At 42.6% G+C, this 17076-nt stretch carries 14 protein-coding genes; 11 read left to right on the plus strand and 3 right to left on the minus strand.

The genetic code is table 11. From position 1 onward, the window contains the following. Nucleotides 1-124 precede the first annotated feature (124 nt). Nucleotides 125-871, minus strand: coding sequence for a YebC/PmpR family DNA-binding transcriptional regulator (locus BFG52_RS06475; protein WP_067553756.1), 747 nt, complete (start codon nt 869-871; stop codon nt 125-127). A gap of 432 nt (nt 872-1303) precedes the next feature. Here BFG52_RS06475 and BFG52_RS06480 point away from each other — a divergent pair, with 432 nt between their 5' ends. From BFG52_RS06480 to BFG52_RS06490, 3 genes are all read left to right on the plus strand, one after another. Then, complete coding sequence (locus BFG52_RS06480) at nt 1304-2155, plus strand: hypothetical protein (RefSeq protein ID WP_067553758.1); 852 nt, start codon at nt 1304-1306, stop codon at nt 2153-2155. Between the two features lie 483 nt (nt 2156-2638). Then, nucleotides 2639-3793: an MFS transporter gene (locus BFG52_RS06485; RefSeq protein ID WP_157758078.1), complete on the plus strand. Its 1155-nt coding sequence runs from the start codon at nt 2639-2641 to the stop codon at nt 3791-3793. A gap of 392 nt (nt 3794-4185) precedes the next feature. Then, nucleotides 4186-4494 carry a hypothetical protein gene (locus BFG52_RS06490; RefSeq protein WP_081408638.1) on the plus strand — a complete coding sequence of 103 codons (309 nt, stop codon included), beginning with the start codon at nt 4186-4188 and terminating at the stop codon, nt 4492-4494. A gap of 151 nt (nt 4495-4645) precedes the next feature. Here BFG52_RS06490 and BFG52_RS06495 read toward each other — a convergent pair whose 3' ends face one another. Then, nucleotides 4646-5551, minus strand: coding sequence for a LysR family transcriptional regulator (locus BFG52_RS06495; protein ID WP_067559235.1), 906 nt, complete (start codon nt 5549-5551; stop codon nt 4646-4648). A gap of 197 nt (nt 5552-5748) precedes the next feature. Between BFG52_RS06495 and BFG52_RS06500 the strand changes: the two genes are divergently transcribed. The 7 genes from BFG52_RS06500 (at nt 5749) to BFG52_RS06530 (ending at nt 14429) form a co-directional block, all read left to right on the plus strand. Further along, nucleotides 5749-7263, plus strand: coding sequence for a CoA-acylating methylmalonate-semialdehyde dehydrogenase (locus tag BFG52_RS06500; protein ID WP_099092653.1), 1515 nt, complete (start codon nt 5749-5751; stop codon nt 7261-7263). A 10-nt stretch (nt 7264-7273) separates the two neighbouring features. After that, on the plus strand, nt 7274-8182 hold the full coding sequence (mmsB, locus tag BFG52_RS06505) for a 3-hydroxyisobutyrate dehydrogenase (protein WP_067553764.1): 909 nt from the start codon (nt 7274-7276) through the stop codon (nt 8180-8182). A gap of 276 nt (nt 8183-8458) precedes the next feature. Further along, on the plus strand, nt 8459-10111 hold the full coding sequence (locus tag BFG52_RS06510; RefSeq protein ID WP_067553766.1) for an AMP-binding protein: 1653 nt from the start codon (nt 8459-8461) through the stop codon (nt 10109-10111). Nucleotides 10112-10340: 229 nt separating this feature from the next. After that, nucleotides 10341-11474 (plus strand): acyl-CoA dehydrogenase family protein, encoded by a 1134-nt coding sequence (locus BFG52_RS06515; protein ID WP_067553768.1) that lies wholly within the window; start codon nt 10341-10343, stop codon nt 11472-11474. A 67-nt stretch (nt 11475-11541) separates the two neighbouring features. Then, nucleotides 11542-12324, plus strand: a complete 783-nt coding sequence (locus BFG52_RS06520; protein WP_067553770.1) for an enoyl-CoA hydratase-related protein — start codon at nt 11542-11544, stop codon at nt 12322-12324. A gap of 175 nt (nt 12325-12499) precedes the next feature. Beyond that, nucleotides 12500-13552, plus strand: coding sequence for an enoyl-CoA hydratase/isomerase family protein (locus tag BFG52_RS06525; protein ID WP_067553772.1), 1053 nt, complete (start codon nt 12500-12502; stop codon nt 13550-13552). A gap of 118 nt (nt 13553-13670) precedes the next feature. Then, nucleotides 13671-14429: an SDR family NAD(P)-dependent oxidoreductase gene (locus BFG52_RS06530; protein WP_067559238.1), complete on the plus strand. Its 759-nt coding sequence runs from the start codon at nt 13671-13673 to the stop codon at nt 14427-14429. Between the two features lie 143 nt (nt 14430-14572). On the opposite strand, the gene BFG52_RS06535 is transcribed toward BFG52_RS06530, so the two are convergent. Next, the gene (locus BFG52_RS06535; protein WP_067553774.1) at nt 14573-15631 is read right to left on the minus strand and encodes a 2,3-butanediol dehydrogenase; all 1059 of its coding nucleotides are present in this window, start codon (nt 15629-15631) and stop codon (nt 14573-14575) included. Between the two features lie 525 nt (nt 15632-16156). Here BFG52_RS06535 and BFG52_RS06540 point away from each other — a divergent pair. Beyond that, nucleotides 16157-17068: a bestrophin family protein gene (locus tag BFG52_RS06540; RefSeq protein WP_067553775.1), complete on the plus strand. Its 912-nt coding sequence runs from the start codon at nt 16157-16159 to the stop codon at nt 17066-17068. Nucleotides 17069-17076 lie beyond the last annotated feature (8 nt).

A 17076-nucleotide genomic window follows, 5' to 3' on the forward strand; every position in this document is an offset into this window, starting at 1 on the left:
TATTAATTTTAAACGATAATATCGTTTTAGTCAGTTGATACTCAAGCTCTCACATAGATAATAAAATGCCACCGCTGTGATCAGAGGTGGCATTTTATCTGAGTAATAGACAGTTTAACTGTGCTTATGCATCTAACTGTTCTAAGACCTCATCGGAGAACTCAACGTTGGTATAAACGTTTTGTACGTCATCTAAGTCTTCAAGCATATCAATCATTTTCATGATTTGTTTCGCTTGATCGATATCATTAATCTCGGCTTTGGTTGATGGGCTCATGACCACTTCAGCATTGTCAGATTTTAAGCCTGCCGCAGTGAGGGCATCTTGTACCTCACCAAAACTTTCAGGACTGGTGATGACTAAGATATCGTCACTCACCTCAATGTCATCAGCACCAGCTTCTAACGCAACTTCCATGATTTGATCTTCTAAACTCAAATCTTCAAAGCTGATTTCGCCTCGTTTGGTAAATAAATACGCTACAGAACCAGAGGTTCCTAAGTTACCGTTGGTTTTAGAGAAACAGTGACGTACATCAGGAACAGTGCGATTAAGGTTGTCTGTCATGGTTTCAACCAATACCGCTACACCACCCACGCCATAACCTTCATAAGTGATTTCTTTTAAATCATCATTATCGTCACCACCAGCACCACGTTGAATTGCGCGGTTAATGGTGTCGCGTGTCATATTTACCGATAAAGCTTTCTCAACGACGGCACGTAAACGTGGGTTGCTTGCAGGATCGGGTCCACCGAGTTTAGCTGCTGTGACCAACTCACGAATATATTTGGTAAAAACTTTACCGCGGCTAGCATCTTGTTTTGCTTTACGATGCTTAATATTGGCCCACTTTGAATGACCCGCCATGTGATATATGCTCCTTAATGGATTGGCAAACTGCCAGATCAAATGGAAAGGATTTTAGCATAGCTACTTTTTTTTGAGAAATATGCCAACGCAGCTTTTTGTTGTTATTTACTTTGTATTGCTAGACTTTTAAGCAATTCAATTGCGTTTATAGCGTATTTTGCCAAAATCTTTGCCTATTTATACGCTATTATTGGCTGTTTTGAATGAGTGCTGTTGTGCGTTTTGAAGAGTACTAAAAAGTGAAATTGAGATAATCAAACAATAGCACAAGCACGTATGCAAGGGCACGCGTGCAAGTTAAATTATATGACTAGCCTTTGCTATCATCAATTTCTTGCATAAATAAGCAAGCTTTGTTATTGAATGAAGGCTAAAGATAAACATAGATGACAATGACACAGTACTATATAAAATCAGATGGGGCGTTACATGTCTAAATTACAGGTTAAACCAGAGAATCATAAAATATTTGTCTTTCATAAGGTATTTGAATTTGCTTCTGCAAAGCAGCAAGCAGAGAAGAAAAAACTAAATGCTTTTGGTTTATTTGCAAAGTTTAATCCATTAAAACGTCCAACCGATGAGACAGTTTTGCTCAAGAATCAGGTATTACGATATGAACCTTTTTGGTTTATTTCAAGTCGCCGAAATTTGGATTATACCTGTGCGGTGACTTATGCGATTCCTGTACATAATCCACATGTCACTGCTGTCGAAATTAAAGATACTGAGGCAAGTGTTTATCCCGTGATTCGGCAACAAGATAAGGCAAAAATTGATGTACAAGTCATTGAGCAATGTCATCGTAGCATTGAATTTAGCCAATATTTTGATGGTCTGAAACGCGATATGAAGCAGAGTATCTGGTCTGAATATATCAAGAAATTCCAACATGAAGATGTGCAACAGGTTAATTTAGACAATGTGGTGCAACCACAACTTACCGTCGATGCATTAACCAGTATGGTGCGGGCTGAACTACAAAATCAAGTCATTAATGCCACCAGTATTGAACATGATTTAGAAGAAATTAGTGCGCTGTATTTATATTTTAGACCGGTATATGCTTTTGAATATCATTGGTCTTCTGCCGATAAAATCGGGGTGATAGAAGTCGATGGTTTGACGGGGGAGATTATAGAAAATGGGCATTGGTTTAAAGAGACTTTTGAGGGCACATTTACGCGCGATAACTTAGTCGAATTGAGTGCAGAATTAGCCAGTACGGTAGTACCCGGTGCTGGCACAGTATTAAAAATTGCATCAAAAGTCATTAGCTAAATTGTCTAATGTCTACGCTTGATACCGATTATATAGAAACCGCTCTAGAGCAATATCTATCGCTATAGAGCAATATCTATAAAGAAATAACGGCAGTGACACAGCGACGAAAAATCATTTATTGCATGATGCAATTTTGCTCAGTAGAAGCGGTGTCACCTATGCAGTTCTTTCTTCTAAAGATTAGAATATAGCTGTGATTAGAAGTCTTTTTTTTAAAATATGATGTGAAAGTCACATTATATCTTATATTAAAAATTGCAATAGCGAAGACATAATGGTAACTTTTAATATGACTATCATAATAAAAAGAGTTGTTATATGATTTTATTGAAATATAAGGAATAATTTCATTGAATCAATGATTTTAAAAATATGTCATCAATATGCGTCATGTAAAATACGGCTAATTGTGTTTAAAGTGTTGAATGAGGTGGAGTTTAAAAAGCAATCTATCCTTTAAATGTAAAAATGACATTTAAAATGAAAAAAATAATTTTAGAAAAAGATATTATTCGTTTGTATATAAGTCTAATGTTTTTTTATTGTAGTGATATTGCATTATTGATGTTGGTACTGTGGTTGTCGTATCAAAGTACCTCTTCAGCTCTATTTTTGGGAATGATGTTGTCACTCAGTGCAATATGTCCATTTATCTTAAAAAAGATTTTTTGGAAATTAGATATACTGAATCTTTCCTTAAATCAACTGATGCAATTAAGAGTTTATATTTATATTGCTGTGATTATGGTTGGTTTATGGATGGGAGAGCACAAAATTAGTTTTTTTATACTGGCTATCCTATTAGGGCTATTGAGTATAACATTACTCAGCAATTACGAGCGTATGAATACGCAGTTGGTGCTATGGCAAAAGGTATCATCAAATCATGCCGCTCGTATCATGCAGACGGTCATTCAGATCGGTAGTTTTTCTGGCGCGTTGATTGGCGGCATACTGCTCAAGGTTTTAGATTTTAAAATAATAGTATTGCTCATTGCACTACTCGACATATTTATTTCTTGTATCTGTTTATTTTTATTTAAAGATAAGTTTAAAATATTTGGTGGAGATATTAAAAAAGAGTTTGGTAATCTCAGCTCTAATATTAACTTGAGACTGTTTTATGGTTTATGTATCAATATTGGTTTTATTGCTTTACATATTTCAGTTTTTATTTTAACTACGCCAATTATTTTTCAAAATATTAACCATTGGAGTGCTGCAGCATTTGGAGTGGCTAGTGGCTTTGTTGGTATTGGAGCATTCTTGTCTGTATTTTTCAAAGTTCATTATAAAGACGGCATTTTATTTTTATTGGCTTTGCTGTCGTTTGATATTTTGTTTGTTGTAAATAAATCTATTTATCTTATGCCTATTTTTTGCTTAGGAATAGGGTTTTGTGTGAGCGTATTGAGAATACAGGTCAAGGAAAAACTTATTGATTTAGCAAATAATCATGCTGATGCAGAAAGAATAGGAAAAACCAGTACGCTTGTTTATATTTTATTTCAGTCGTTGGGAAGTCTGCTTTTTGGAATATTACTCTCCTATATCGATAATCTAGAACAATGGATATTACCCAGCATAGCAATTTTAATTTTAATCTCTCTTTTAATAAAGGTGAAACATGACTAAAAAACATTATGACTATCATCTATAAAGAAAATATCAATATGCTTGAGTCAGTGGGGGCAACAGAAGAATCGACATAGAACAGAAGTACAGGACGTCGTGATAAAGACCAACATCGGTTAAACTCAATATCGTGCGGCGATGCAGCACAGTATTAATGTAAGTCAAATAATGCTTATTGATTATAGTAAGTCGGGTGCAGTCATACCGTATAAATTACAGCCAAAGTTATTCGTCAACTGCAATATGACTACAGCCTGCACAAGAGAGGATGCATAATGTCAACATGGATCGAGATAGCCAACTTTAGTTTGGCTTACCAAGGGCAACTGGCACGAAGCCAGCTATAAGCTGCTGATATTCCAGTATATCTAGCAAATGAACATTTGATTAATATGGACTGGCTCTATTCACACGCAGTCGGTGGCGTGAGCGTGATGGTGCCCAAAGATTATGTTGTACGTGCCCAAACGCTATTAAATACGGACCATAGCGCAGCATTACGTGAGGCACTACAACTCTCTGAGCAAGAATGGCAACAGCTTGATGCTTATTGTCCGTATTGCCCCCAGCAAAAACTACAAGCAGCCAGCCAAAGATGGCGTATCGCATTTGCACTGTTTTTCTTTTTAAATTTACCTTCGCCTTTTCAGCATGGGCTGCGTTGCCCACAGTGTGGTTATTTCAAAGCAGATCAATCATAAAAACTAGCTTGATTACTTTAAATCAACTGTGCTGTTTTCAATCCAGTTAACCGCTTCAAAACCAATAAATTTAAGCCACATCAACAGTTTTAAATCAAATAAATCGAATAGTTGATCAACGCCTAGAACTGTGTGGAGCGACATTTAGCATTTAGCATGATGTTGCTGTGAGGCTGTCATCCAATAATATGCTTTGTTGTTGTTCAGCCTGTTGTCGTAAAAAGTCCCAAACCCGTTTAATGCGTGCATCGTGTTGTAAATCAACAAAAGTTAGCATCCAAAAAGTGTGCTTAAAACTGACCTGATCTGCCAGTACAGCTTGTAATTCGGGTTTATCGTGGGCTAAAAATTTCGGTAAAATCGCCAGTCCAGCACCTGCGCTGACCGCAATTTGTTGTGCCAAAATACTGCTGCTCCTAAAATGTGCATTGACGGGTAAATCTAAGCGTTCCAAACAGTATAGCCCTGAGCTATAAACTAAGTCATCGATATAATTGACAAAACGATGTTGGGTGAGGTCAGACAAACTATCGATCGGAGCGCTTTGTGTAAGGTAATCACGACTGCCATAAATCTTTAAACTATAGTCAGAAAGTCGCGTAATAATATAAGGTCCAGATTTGGGGCGATCTATCGAGATAACAATATCTGCCTCCCGATGTGAGAGCTTGATCATCTTGGGAATAGGGATCAGGTCAATCGATAACTGCGGATATTGTTGACTACATTGCGCCAATAACCGTGCCAGAAAAGCGGTACCAAAACCTTCAGGTGTGCCAATACGCACACGACCTTGTAAAGGATGATGATTATTTTCAATCTGTAAGTACGCTTGTTCCATTTTCTCTACGCGTGGCACCAAGGCGAGACCATCAAGCGTCAATTCATACCCGCTGGGTTCTCGTTTGAACAGTTGCGTGCCGAATGCTTCTTCTAATGCCAAGATACGTCTTGCGACTGTACTGTGCTCAACCCCGATGATCCGTGCCGCATTGGTCAAGGTTTTCGCCCGTGCTAGCACTAAAAATGAGCGTAAATGGTTCCAATCCATGGTCATTGCTGCACATCCTGTGTTTTTATGCACAACCATCGTGCAACATTTTCCGTTGGTCGTCAAAGTTTTCTTTGTTAGGCTGATTTTGAGCGTACAAGGATAATGCGCCATATCAGGAATAATAGGGCTGATGCCCATGTGTCATCAATGATCAAGACGATCAATAATAACAAATGCAACAAGGAGCGACCATGAACGCAATGCAAAATGCTATAGCCGTACAAGACCGTGTCAAACTGTTGATTCAAGGTGAATTTGTCGAGTCAAAGAGTCAACATTGGCAAGATATTATCAATCCTGCAACGCAGCAACGCCTAGGCAGCGTTCCTTTTGCCAGCCATGAAGAAGTCAATGCTGCCATTGCTGCGGCCAAACAAGCATTTAGCACTTGGCGCGATACTCCGATCCAGACACGTATGCGTATTATGCTGAAATTTCAGCAATTGATTCGTGAGCACAGCAAAGAAATCGCTAAAGTACTGACTGCTGAACAAGGCAAAACCTTGGCAGATGCTGAAGGGGATATTCAACGTGGTTTGGAAGTTGTGGAACATGCCTGTTCAATTGGCACATTGCAAATGGGCGAATATATTGAGGGGGTGGCGCGCGGTGTAGACTGTTATACCCTTCAACAGCCCTTAGGCGTCTGTGCGGGTATTACACCTTTTAATTTCCCTGCCATGATTCCCTTGTGGATGTTTCCTATGGCCATCGTCTGTGGCAATACTTTTGTGCTGAAACCTTCTGAGCAAGATCCATTGTCTACCATGATGCTGGTTGAGCTTGCGGTACAGGCTGGTGTGCCTGCCGGGGTGCTCAATGTGGTACATGGTGGTAAAGACGTGGTTGATCTGTTGTGCTGTCATGAAGATATTAAAGCCATTTCTTTTGTGGGTTCAACGGCCGTGGGAACCCATGTCTATCACTTGGCAGGGCAACATGGCAAACGTGTACAAGCCATGATGGGTGCCAAAAACCATGCTGTGGTGATGCCAGATGCCAACAAAGAACAAAGCCTCAATGCCTTAGTCGGTGCTGCTTTTGGTGCCGCAGGGCAACGTTGTATGGCACTGTCGGTTGCGGTGATGGTGGGTGACAGTAAACACTGGATTGATGCGCTGGTGGAAAAGTCCAAAGGCTTGTCGGTCAATGCCGGGCATGAAGCTGCAACAGATGTCGGCCCTTTGATTTCTGCACGGGCGAAAGCACGGACTGAAGACTTGATTGCGAGTGCGGTTAGTGAAGGTGCGAGTTTATTGCTGGATGGGCGTGGGGTCGTGGTTAAGGGCTATGAACACGGTAATTTTGTGGGACCAACTATTTTGAGCGATGTCGGCACGACAATGCGTATTTATCGCGAAGAAGTCTTTGGTCCAGTATTGGCAATTATTTGCGTTGATACCCTTGATGAGGCTATTGCTTTGGTCAATGCCAATCCATTTGGCAATGGTGTGGGTTTATTTACGCAGAGTGGTGCAACCGCAAGAACTTTCCAAAACCGTATCGATATCGGGCAAGTGGGCATTAATATTCCCATTCCAGTTCCAGTACCATTCTTTAGCTTTACTGGGTCACGTGGCTCTAAGCTGGGTGATCTTGGTCCATATGGCAAACAAGCTGTGCAGTTCTATACACAAACCAAGACCATTACCAGTCGTTGGTTTGATGAGCAACCTGCCCAACATAAAGTCAATACCACCATTCATCTAGACTAAGGAGATGAGTATGAAAATAGCATTTATTGGTCTGGGTAATATGGGCGGTGCCATGGCGCACAATCTGCTCAAAGCACAGCAAGCCGTCAAAGGCTTTGATCTCAATTCCAAGGCTTTGCAACAATTTGCTGCCGCAGGTGGTGAAGTCTATGACAGCATTGCTGCGTTGGTAGCAGATGTCGATGTGGTGATGAGCATGTTGCCAGCGGCACAGCATGTACGCCGTGTATATCAGGAGGATGATGGGATTTTGGCACATGCCAAAGCTGGGACCTTGTGTATTGATTGCAGTACGATTGATCCCAAAACCATTCAAGATCTAGCGCAGCAGGCACAAGCCAAATGCATCAATCTTTGTGATGCACCCGTATCGGGCGGCACCATTGGCGCACAGGCTGCCACATTGACGTTTATGGTGGGTGCCGATCTAGCAACCTTTAATGCAGCACACAATGTTTTGCAATTTATGGGGAAAAATATTGTGCATTGTGGTGCAATTGGTACTGGACAGATTGCGAAAATATGCAATAACTTAATCTTGGGTATTTCCATGACCGCTGTTGCTGAAGGCATGGCTTTGGGCGCAAAACTGGGAATTGATCCACAGGCTTTGGCTGGTGTGATCAATAGCTCGAGTGGGCATTGCTGGAGTTCCGAAGTCTGTAATCCGTGGCCGGGTATTAGCTCCAATGCGCCTGCGGCACGGGATTATCAGGATGGTTTTGCCACACAGTTAATGCTCAAAGATTTAGGGCTGGCTGTGGAGGCAGCAGCTCAAGCGCAGCAGCCGATCGTCTTAGGTGCATTGGTACAACAGCTGTATCAACAACGCTGTATGCAAGGGCATGGTCGTTTAGATTTTTCCAGTATTATTCAGCAATACTGCAGCAATAGCGACTTGACGGGTATTGACCAGTAGCTGAATTTCTATGCTTAAACGCTTTAAATGACTTCAATAACAACTGAAAGAACTGCATTCTAACTGCTTAGAACTTAGAACTTAGAACTTAGAACTTAGAACTTAGAACTTAGCGCTTAGACGAGCGTTTAGCATCGTAACAACAAAAAACGATCGATTGTCTCTTTGGGTCATAGGAAGATGACCGCAATCGACCAGATGCAAGGAGCATCGCGGGATATGACAGCCAAAACATAACCGCGCTGGATAACAATAAATTGTGGATAGAGGTGCATTATGAAGGATTATCAAACTGCAGCAGAAAATTTTGATTTTGCCAGAGCAACGCAAAAGGTATTGTCGGGTAGTGCACAACAGCTTAACGCCTGTTATGAATGTTGTGATCGCCATGCAGAACAGCAACCGCATAAAATTGCTTTATATTGGCAATCTAAACATGGTCAGAAAAAACAGTTTAGCTTTAGTGAGTTACAACGTTATTCTAGCCAGTTTGCCAACTTCTTAAAAGCGCAAGGCATCGGCAAAGGGGATCGGATTTCTGGTTTATTACCCCGTACCCCAGAGCTGATGATTACCATTTTGGCTGCATGGCGTATCGGTGCGGTGTATCAACCGTTATTTACCGCATTTGGACCGAAAGCCATAGAACATCGTTTGCATTTAGCCCAAAGTAAATTGGTCGTTACCGATCTGGGCAATCGCGATAAACTTTTGGAGGTGGCAGATTGTCCCACAGTGGTTTGTGTCACTGGGGAAGAAGAACAGCCACGTTATGCAGATGATCTCAATTTCTGGAAAGTGCTATTGCGTCAGTCAGAGCAGTGTGAGTTGCAGATGCTGACGATTGACGAGCCATTTTTATTGATGTTTACCTCTGGCACGACTGGTCCAGCGAAGCCTTTGGCCGTGCCCTTAAAAGCTTTGGTTGCATTCGCTGCCTATATGCGTGATGCGGTAGGGCTACGGGATGAGGATTCATTCTGGAATATTGCCGACCCCGGTTGGGCTTATGGTTTGTATTATGGCATTACTGGACCGTTGTTATTGGGACATGCCACCTTGTTTTATGAGGGCGGCTTTAGCATCGACAGTCTGTGTAGAATCGTCAAAGAATATCAAATCAATAATCTCGCTGGCGCCCCCACGGCTTATCGCATGATGATGGCAGCAGATCCAGCAGAGATTGCACCACTCAAAGGTCAGTTCCGCGTGGTCAGTAGTGCGGGTGAGCCGCTCAACCCAGAAGTGATTCGTTGGTTTGAACAGGTGTTGGATGCCCCGATTTATGATCATTATGGGCAGACTGAAGTGGGTATGGTGGTCTGTAACCATCATGGCTTAAGTCATGCTGTGCGGCATGGTTCAGCTGGTTTTGCTACACCAGGCTACCGTATTGCCGTGGTCGATGAACAAGGGCAAGAGCTTGCTGCAGATACAGTCGGTATTTTGGCAGTCGATTTACAGCAATCGCCTTTAATGTGGTTTTCTGGCTACCAAGAGTCGCGTAAATCACCATTTGTGGGGCAATATTATTTGACCGGTGATAGTGCCGAAATTCATGCCGATGGCAGTATGAGTTTTGTGGGACGCAGTGATGATGTGATTACCACATCAGGCTACCGTATCGGACCCTTTGATGTAGAAAGCGCCTTATTGGAACATGATGTAGTCATTGAAGCTGCGGTGATTGGTGTACCTGACCCAGAACGTACTGAAGTGGTCAAAGCCTTTGTGATTTTGACTGAACATGCTGCTGCGACTGATGCCTTGGCCGAAGAACTGGGCTTGTTTGTAAAAAAACGATTATCTGCCCATGCTTATCCACGTTTGGTTGAGTTTGTTCGTGAGTTGCCTAAAACCCCGAGTGGCAAAATTCAACGTTTTTTATTACGTCAACAAGAGATTGCCAAACAACAGCTCACAACATAATGAGGATAAAAGCTACGTGGCAAAAGCGGCGTGGCAAAACAATGCACGACAAAAATAGGCACGACAAAAACAGGCATGACGAAAACGAGCATGACAAAAATCGGCAGGGCAAAAACGCCGTCGTCAGAGGGCTTGCAAGCTCAATCCAGCAGCTAAACCGATAAAAGCTCAAGGGATAAAAGCTAAGCCCAAAAAGTCAAAGCGATAAAAAATGAACAAGGATGAAATGATGCTTTTGAGCGAAGAACAAGTGTTAATTCAGGATATGGCGCGTAGCTTTGCGCAGCAACAAATTAAACCACATGCCAGTCAATGGGATCGGCAGGGTACTTTTCCTGCGCAAACTTTGGCACAAATGGGGGAGCTCGGATTATTGGGCATGTTGGTCCCCACGCAATGGGGCGGCTCAGATACTGGTAATTTAGCCTATGTACTGGCACTCGAAGAAATCGCGGCAGCAGATGGTGCGACCTCGACCATTATGAGTGTGCACAATTCTGTGGGCTGTGTACCGATTTTAAAGTACGGTACGGAGGCACAAAAGCAGCAATTTCTAGTACCGCTAGCAGAAGGCAAAATGATTGCTGCGTTTGCACTGACTGAGCCGCATACAGGCTCAGATGCAGTCGCCATTAAAACCCGTGCAGTAAAAGATGGCGAGCACTATATTTTAAATGGTGCCAAGCAATTTATTACCTCAGGTCATAATGCCGGGGTCATTATTGTATTTGCCATCACAGACCCGAGTGCGGGTAAAAAAGGTATGACGGCTTTTTTGCTGCCACGGGATACACCGGGCTATGACGTGATTCGTGTTGAGGAAAAATTGGGTTTACATGCCTCTGATACCTGTCAAATAGCCCTTAGCGATGTGCGTATTCATGAAAGTCTACGTTTGGGGGAGGAAGGGCAAGGGCTTAAAATTGCCTTGTCCAACTTAGAAGGCGGACGGATTGGCATTGCAGCGCAAGCGGTCGGTTTGGCACGGGCGGCACTCGAAGAAGCCACACAGTATGCCCAGCAACGCGAGACTTTTGGTCAGCCTATTTTCCAACATCAAGCTTTGGCCTTTCGCCTAGCCAGTATGGCAACCGAAATAGAGGCAGCACGGCAACTGGTACACTATGCAGCGCGTTTAAAAGAGGCGGGGCAACCCTGTTTAACAGAGGCATCGATGGCTAAATTATTTGCCTCTGAAATGACTGAGCGTGTGTGTTCACAAGCTTTACAGGTCTTTGGTGGCTATGGTTATCTCAAAGATTTTCCAATAGAGCGGATTTATCGTGATGCACGTATATGTCAAATCTATGAAGGCACCAGTGATGTGCAACGTTTGGTGATCGCACGCAGTTTAGCGCGCTAAGCTGCTTGGAACTCGAGCTTAAGGCTTTACAATAAATCAAATTGACATAACGAAAAAGGAGCAAGGCATGCAGTGGAATAGCATACAACTGAAACAAGAAAAAGGCGTGGGTTTGATTACGCTCAACCGCCCACAAGCATTCAATGCACTCAATAGTGAGTTGATCCAAGAGCTCAATCAAGCACTGGATTTATTAGAACAAGATAACAGCATTGGCTGTATGGTAATTACCGGTGCAGAAAAAGCCTTTGCCGCGGGTGCGGATATTAAGGAAATGGTCGATTTATCCTTTCCAGAAATCTATCTTGATGATTTTTTTCATTTGGCAGACCGTGTGGCGCAGCGCCGTAAACCTTTGATTGCTGCGGTGAGTGGCTATGCTTTGGGTGGCGGCTGTGAATTGGCCTTGATGTGCGATTTTATTTATTGTGCAGATAATGCCAAGTTTGCCTTACCTGAGGTGACATTGGGGGTATTGCCAGGCATTGGTGGGACACAACGCTTAACCCGTGCCATTGGCAAGGCGAAAGCGATGGAAATGTGCCTGACTGGGAGACAAATGGGAGCACAAGAAGCGGAGCAAAGTGGTTTGGTGGCTCAGGTATTTGCCAAAGAGCAGCTGCTGATTGAAAGCTTAGCGGCTGCCGAGCAAATTGCACAAAAATCACTGACCTCCTTGATGATGATCAAAGAGTCGATCAACCGTAGTTTTGAGGTGAGTCTGGCAGAGGGACTACGTTTTGAACGCCGAATCTTCCATGCCATTTTTGCCAGCGCTGAGCAAAAAGAAGGCATGCGTGCGTTTATTGAAAAGCGACCGGCAAAATTTAAACCTGAGTCATCTGAGTAAAATCAAGCGAAGCATTGAGGCTAAAGCTTGAGTGCTTCGATTCCGCATACAACTTAGCATCAAGATGCAGCGTAAACATTTAGCTCAAAGACTTCGCAAAAACCAAAGACTCACCATAAACCAAATACTTACTATAAAGATGAACGCATCTTTGACCGAAAGACCGGAGGCAGTTATGACACAACAACAGCATTTGTGCATTGCACAACACGGTGCATGGGGCACAATTCAGCTGGATCGTACACAACATCTCAATGCCTTGTCTTATGAAATGATTCAAGGCATTCGTCAGCAGCTACAGCATTGGGCAACAGATGACAAAATCGAAGCGATTTTAATCAGTTCCAACAGCCCAAAAGCCTTTTGTGCTGGCGGCGATATACGGCACTTATATGATAGCTTTGTTCAGCAAACGGCAGATTATCGGGATTATTTTTGTGCCGAGTATGCCATGCTGGATCAATTGCAGCACTATAGCAAACCGGTTGTGGCTTTATTGGATGGCTATGTTTTGGGAGGAGGTTTTGGTCTTGCCAATGCCTGTCATATTTGTGTGAGCACGGAAAAGTCACGCTTTGCCATGCCTGAAACAGCGATTGGTTATTTCCCCGATGTTGGGGCAACTTATTTCTTATCACGTCGTCAGGAAGTTGGTTGTTATATGGCGTTGAGTGGTGAACAGATCAGTAGTCAAGATGCTTTGCACTATGCTTTTATTGATTATTTGGTCGAGAGCAGTCAATGGGCAGAACTACAGCAAGTACTGTTGTCGAGTACACAGCCTAGCGTTGCCAATATTCGTTATATTCTGACGGATTTTGCTGCATTGCCTGGCGAAAGTGCACTCAAACAAAAAGAAGCTTGTATTCGCAAACATTTTTCCTTGTCCACAGTCGAGGACATCGAGCAGAGTCTTGCCCAAGAGCAAGATCCTGCCGATCAGGCTTGGGCACAGCAGTTAGCTGCTACTTTGCAACAGCGTTCGTTATTGGCCAAACAAGTCAGTTTGTTATTGCAGCATTATGGCGCGCAGTTAGAACGTGAAGACGCCATGCAACTGGAACGTGATTTACAAAATATTTGGTGTGAGCAAGGAGATATTATCGAGGGCATTCGCGCGTTGATTGTAGACAAAGATAAAAATCCGCAATGGCAAGCTGCCAATCCAGCATTGCTACAAAAAACCTTGCAAATTTGTCAGGCTTATACTGCCAGCAGCAGTGTTTAGTGGCGACTCTCTTTGCAGATCATAAGCAATATTGAGACTGACGTATTGGCGCTAAAATATTGGAGTTGAAATATTGGTGCCTGAAGTATTGGCGCTAAAAAATAGTGGAGCTGAAGTTATGCAGATAAAAAGTAAGGCATTTATTGTGACAGGCGCGGCATCGGGTTTGGGGGAAGCGGTGGCACGCCGTTTAATTGCTGAACAGGCACAGGTCTATTTGGTTGATCTAAAGATCGATGCCTTACACGCACTGGCACAAGACTTGGGAACAGGGGCAAGCGTACAACAGCTCGATGTAACAGATGAACAGCAGGTGGCAGATTTTTTTGCACAGTTATCTACAGTGCCATTGGCGGGTTTGATCAACTGTGCGGGTATTGCACCGGCAGAAAAATTATTAAAAAAAGATGCTATACACCAGCTGGCGAGTTTTCAACAGACTTTAAATATTAATGTGGTGGGTAGTTTTAATATGGCGCGTTATGCTGCAGCAGCGATGGCACAGCAACCTTTACAGCAAGGGGAGCGTGGCGTGATTATTCAGACTGCATCGGTGGCTGCCTATGAGGGGCAGATTGGACAAGTTGCTTATGCAGCCTCTAAGGGCGCGATAGTCAGTATGACCTTACCGATGGCAAGAGAGCTGGCACGACATGCTATTCGTGTCATGACCATTGCACCGGGTATTATGGCAACGCCGATGTTAAAAAATATGCCAGAACCTGTACAGCGTGCTTTGGCGGAGATGGTGCCATTTCCCAAACGTTTGGGCGAGGCTGAAGAATTTGCCAGATTGGTACAGCATATTATAGAAAATGCTTATTTAAATGGTGAGGTGATTCGTTTGGATGGGGCTATTCGCATGGCAGCACAATAATGGCGTAATCATAATGCATTGCAGTCAATCACAATGAGATGGCAGCCTAGATGACAGTCCACCGTGGGGCTGTCATCTCAATAGCCTAAGCTGCTGAGGATGCACGACGTGATCGAGATACTCAGCGCAGTTATTGGCATAACTTATGGATGAACAATAATTTTTACCGCAGATTCATTGTTGTGAATAAGGGTGTCAAAACCTTTAGACACCAAGTCATCGAGCTGAATACGTTGTGTAATAAACGGTTCAAGGTTGATTTTACCTTGTTCAACCAATTTGATGGTTTCTTGGTGATCATTGACATAGGCAATGGTGCCGCGGATATCTAGCTCTTTCATCACCACACTGTGAATATTCACAGTGGCTGGGTGGCTCCAGATCGATAAGATCACAATGACCCCAGTTGGTTTACATGCCGCCACCAAGGTTTCGAGTACTTTATTGACACTGGTGCATTCATAAGCAACGTCAGCACCCTTGCCATCAGTGAGTTTCATGACTTCAGCCACAACGTCAACTTGGGTTGGGTCTAAAATATAATCCGCAACACCAGATTCTAAAGCTTTTTCTTTACGTTTGGCACTGAGCTCCGTCATGATTACTGTCAAACCTTTGGCTTTTAAAATCGCAGACAGCAATAGACCAATCGGTCCTGCACCGCCGACCAATGCTACATCACCGCTTTTGGCACCACTGCGCACAAAGGCGTGGTGACCAACAGATAGAGGTTCAATCAAAGCAGCTTGATCAAGCGGAACGTGTTTGGCTACAGGGTGCACCCAACGGCGTTTTACTGCAATTTTTTCAGATAAACCGCCACCACGACCACCTAAGCCAATAAAGTTCATATCTTTAGACAAGTGATATTGGTCACCCGGACCGGTGGGTACGTCATCGCCAATGATGTAGGGTTCAACCACTACATGTTGACCCACTTCGATGTCATCAACCCCTTCACCGACGGCATAGACGACACCAGAGAACTCATGTCCCATGGTAATCGGCGCTTCTTCGCCAGAGATAGGGTGTGGGTGACCACAAGGTGGAATGAAAATTGGACCGTCCATAAATTCATGTAAATCTGTACCACAAATACCACACCATGCAACTTGAATACCTACGGTACCTGGCGCAACTTCTGGTTCAGGGATATCTTCAATACGAATATCACCCTTGTCATAAAATCGAGCTGCTTTCATGTTTTTCTCCAAATATTCAGTTTGAAATTTAAATCATGCGTTGTTCACAAGCTTTTGGAAGTGCTTGTAAATGCGTCGGCGTGGCTGTATTTATTGAGAGCGAATATGAAACCAGCTGAAATAAAAGCTTCTTATCTTTATTCACTCTAAATACAGTAGATTTAACTTATATTAAAACTAACATATTAATGATTCAGCGAGGCTGATCATTATTCAACTTTGCCATACTGAAGTTGCCAAAAATTAAATGTACTGTTTGCTGGCATTAAATTACGCGCTAACAGTGTCATATTGTTTTTAAGACCATCAGTATGGTCGAATCCTTCAGTATAATTTACATCGGGTTGGATAAAGGTTTGTTATAAAGCAGCCATTACATGAACAGCTTTTTTTAAAGCTGTTAAAATAGCAACGATAGATTAAAATAGCAGCGTTTAACTCGGGATTAATCCATTGGCACTATAGGCTTTTGCAAAAAAAAGGCTTATAACTGAGCACTCACCGTTAAGTGAATTTAATAAGATTATGATTGTTCGTGATAAAACCAATAACTTTGCTTTGCTATTTGCATGGCAAGGAACCATTTTGCCCAAGGTGTTGCCTGCCTTAATTATTGTGATGTTAATGTCCACGGCCATTGGTTTTCTCACATCGCATAATATTGTTCGAGCGCCAGAAGTCCCGGCCATTGGTTTTACGGTATTTGGTATTATTTTATCGATCTTTCTAAGCTTTCGTAATAATGCCTGTTATGACCGTTGGTGGGAAGGGCGTAAATTATGGGGTGCATTGATTGCCAACTCTCGGCATATGAGTCGTGATAGTTATGTCTTAGCAGATGATGAACGGCGTATTCTGATGTATCGCGTCATGCTGTTTACCCACTTATTACGCGATCGTCTACGTAAACAGAATATTCCTTTTAACCTCGATATTCATGCGACAGCATTAGATGCAAAAATGTTGGCTGCATTACCACAACATTTAAATGCATCACAATGGGTATTAGAGATGATCCAAAAGGATTTAGTCCGTTTATTAAAACAAGGGCAAATTTCCGATATTATCTATAGCACTTTAAATCAGCATACCGTAGCAATGGGGAATATTCAGGCAGGTTGTGATCGTATTTTATCTACGCCATTGCCATTTGCGTATTCTGTGTTATTGCATCGGACAGTATATTGTTTCTGTATTATTTTGCCCTTTAGTTTAGAAGCCAGTTTGGGTATTTTAACGCCAGTATTGGTGGGCTTAATTGCTTATTTATTCTTGGGACTTGATGCTCTGAGTGCACAGTTAGAAGAACCTTTTGGTTTGCAAGAAAATGATTTACCACTTGATTCAATCGTCAGGCTTATTAAACGTGAAATGGTCTGTTCATTGGGTGAAGAGATTTTACCACCCACCACACCGCTAAAAGGCAATTTGACCTAATAAACCTT

Source organism: Acinetobacter larvae (assembly GCF_001704115.1).
Taxonomy (GTDB): domain Bacteria; phylum Pseudomonadota; class Gammaproteobacteria; order Pseudomonadales; family Moraxellaceae; genus Acinetobacter; species Acinetobacter larvae.

Bases quoted from the DNA above. Each gene is read 5' to 3' on its own strand.
- BFG52_RS06535 (WP_067553774.1), bottom strand. From the start codon at position 15,631: ATGAAAGCAGCTCGATTTTATGACAAGGGTGATATTCGTATTGAAGAT.
- BFG52_RS06495 (WP_067559235.1), bottom strand. From the start codon at position 5,551: ATGACCATGGATTGGAACCATTTACGCTCATTTTTAGTGCTAGCACGG.
- BFG52_RS06490 (WP_081408638.1), top strand. From the start codon at position 4,186: ATGGACTGGCTCTATTCACACGCAGTCGGTGGCGTGAGCGTGATGGTG.
- BFG52_RS06515 (WP_067553768.1), top strand. From the start codon at position 10,341: ATGCTTTTGAGCGAAGAACAAGTGTTAATTCAGGATATGGCGCGTAGC.
- BFG52_RS06485 (WP_157758078.1), top strand. From the start codon at position 2,639: ATGAAAAAAATAATTTTAGAAAAAGATATTATTCGTTTGTATATAAGT.
- mmsB (WP_067553764.1), top strand. From the start codon at position 7,274: ATGAAAATAGCATTTATTGGTCTGGGTAATATGGGCGGTGCCATGGCG.
- BFG52_RS06540 (WP_067553775.1), top strand. From the start codon at position 16,157: ATGATTGTTCGTGATAAAACCAATAACTTTGCTTTGCTATTTGCATGG.
- BFG52_RS06475 (WP_067553756.1), bottom strand. From the start codon at position 871: ATGGCGGGTCATTCAAAGTGGGCCAATATTAAGCATCGTAAAGCAAAA.
- BFG52_RS06480 (WP_067553758.1), top strand. From the start codon at position 1,304: ATGTCTAAATTACAGGTTAAACCAGAGAATCATAAAATATTTGTCTTT.
- BFG52_RS06525 (WP_067553772.1), top strand. From the start codon at position 12,500: ATGACACAACAACAGCATTTGTGCATTGCACAACACGGTGCATGGGGC.
- BFG52_RS06530 (WP_067559238.1), top strand. From the start codon at position 13,671: ATGCAGATAAAAAGTAAGGCATTTATTGTGACAGGCGCGGCATCGGGT.
- BFG52_RS06520 (WP_067553770.1), top strand. From the start codon at position 11,542: ATGCAGTGGAATAGCATACAACTGAAACAAGAAAAAGGCGTGGGTTTG.
- BFG52_RS06510 (WP_067553766.1), top strand. From the start codon at position 8,459: ATGAAGGATTATCAAACTGCAGCAGAAAATTTTGATTTTGCCAGAGCA.
- BFG52_RS06500 (WP_099092653.1), top strand. From the start codon at position 5,749: ATGCAAAATGCTATAGCCGTACAAGACCGTGTCAAACTGTTGATTCAA.